Annotated in this window: 1 protein-coding gene and 1 pseudogene; one reads left to right on the forward strand and one right to left on the reverse strand. The window is 31.4% G+C overall.

Features of this window, described 5'->3' with window-relative positions; genetic code table 11:
* Window positions 1-223, forward strand: a pseudogene (locus NF27_RS12595) (hypothetical protein); the annotation flags it as partial.
* A gap of 582 nt (window positions 224-805) precedes the next feature.
* On the opposite strand, the gene NF27_RS09130 reads toward NF27_RS12595, so the two are convergent.
* The gene (locus tag NF27_RS09130; protein ID WP_039458644.1) at window positions 806-2,131 is read right to left on the reverse strand and encodes a hypothetical protein; all 1,326 of its coding nucleotides are present in this window, start codon (window positions 2,129-2,131) and stop codon (window positions 806-808) included.
* Window positions 2,132-2,383: the final 252 nt, after the last annotated feature.

Consider the following 2,383-nt stretch of genomic DNA (forward strand, 5'->3'; position numbering starts at 1 on the left):
AAATAACATAATTGAGCAATATCACAGACGGGTAAAATGGAAAACCAAAGATGCTATGGATTATCATAGTTATAAAACAGCTTATAATACCATCCTAGGCATTGAGACAATCAATATGTTATTCAAGGGGCAGCTTTATTACTTACTTAAGAGCTCTGTTATAAATATTAAATACTTTATTGAAAGGCAATTTAACTTACCAACTCCTGCTTATATTTTCTAAAAAACCTCACAAAACTAGATAACTTCTTCCTTCAATTTCATTCTTTGCAACGCTACCGGATAAACTATGCCACAATACAAAGGTGGATTATAAATTTATAAAATTAATAGGTATTAGGGTAAGGAAGCATAAGAAGGCTATAGGCAATATTTGGAGGAGGGATCAAACCTATAAATGGTAGTTGGATGTACTTATATAGAGTTGCGGGTCTCTATAGATAACACTATAAATTTTGAAAATGGAGTACTGCTGCAGCTAAAGCATTTTTTTATAAAGCATTGAGGCATAATGGGCACTCTCAGAAAGTCACTATTAATAAAAGTGGGAGTAATACTTCTGCTCTTGACAACCTAAATAAATAATTGTCTCAAGATAGATTTTAAGAGTATTCCCTCTGCTAAAATTATTATCGGCATAAAATACATCCGTATAATTCAAAAAGGACATATAATCGGTACCAGTCATAATACAGCTACTTTCGATAACTTTAAAATTTTAATGGTAATATACATAATTTAAGTTTACTTAATCATATTCCCATTAATTAAAAATACAACACAGCCTAGAATAGTCATATTTTTTCTAAGCTATCTGTTTAAAACCTGCTTTATAACTATCTGCAAAAAGTGCATCTATGGCAGGTTGCACACCTTTGTTGCCACCAGAAGCGGACTTGATCCACGCCACTAATATCTGTTCTATAATTTGGCAAGATACTGTGTTTTTATTGTCGGTAAATTGTTTGGATTGATTATCTATAATACTTCCAATAGGGAGCGGCTTAGGAGTAGACATGCCTAAGTTAGTAATCTCATAATTTTTTTCTAATTCATATAGAATTTCTTTTATATTTGAAATTAATTTAATAGTACCCTTATTCTTTAAAGTTTCTTGGTTTAATGGAGCCTCTAACTTTATAACTGTTAAATTAGTATATATCTTATAAGCAAACCCTTTCATTCTTAAATATTCACCAAAGCTTATATCTTCATTAGAAGCTATAAAATAAGGACTAAAGTTTATACCAGTGCTCTGATTAGCTTCGTTCATATAGCTTATATTCCATAGTACAGCCTGCTGAAGTATCCCAGTCGTAGCTGGGTTATCTAACGCTCCTGCAGCGGCTATAGTACCCGGCGCAGATGGAACGACTGAGGTACATCCAGCAAACCCAATGGCACTTGTATTGTTATCCATCTGAGCTTCTACTATTGCAAGGCTTTCAGGAAATTGATTAATATGCAATATGTTATCATCCATGAGCCAAGCTCTTGGGCAATTTGATCCTTTAAGAAACTTTATAGCAGCAACTCTACTGGCACCAAAACCTGCCATCAAAATATCTTTAGTATAACTCTGCCACATCCAGCCTACCAGCATGATTCTTTGTTGGTTATTTTGATCGCCTCCTTGAATGAGGAATTCCTTTAATTTATTATTATAATCCTTATATTCACAAGCGTGTACTACAATAATCAGATTTCGCCCACATCGTAAAGGATCATAAAATAATCCTGGGTACTTATCTCTAAAAGGCTTTGAATCAATCAATAAATTTGGTGATGGAGAAACAGGATCATCAATCTCGGTCACCCAATACCGGAACTGGTCAAGCATTTTTTGTATAAAACCTGATCTATTGCTTGAGATTATAACTACTGGAGGCAGCACATTTACATCAACTTGTTGATTAACAAAATTGTTGCGCTCATCATCGGATAACTTCGTTACAAATTCAATTTTTTCATTTAACAGCAATGATTGTTTTCTTTTGTTAATAATACCTTCATATATTTCATAACCTCCATCAATGGTAATTGAGTTATTTTCAAGAGGAGAATATTTTGAAGTTACTATAGGCATTCCATAGTTAAAATTAAATCTCGCACTTACTTTTATATCTATCATTTAATGCACCTTTATTACACTTTGAAGTAGATCGAACTGATAAATTGCTATCAGATTATATTATTGTGTTAATTTATAAATTATATGTTTTGTCATTTTAGCTTAGTTTTTAACTATAGTGGTTTTAAATATATATAAAATTAATAATTTTTTATTAGTTATTAACCTGAACTTCATTAAATATTTAATATACTAAAAATATGAAATTTAAGTTAAACTTAATTAATCACTTTACCTAACAGGTAGAAAAAT

Source organism: Candidatus Jidaibacter acanthamoeba, from assembly GCF_000815465.1.
Classification (GTDB): Bacteria; Pseudomonadota; Alphaproteobacteria; order Rickettsiales; family Midichloriaceae; genus Jidaibacter; species Jidaibacter acanthamoebae.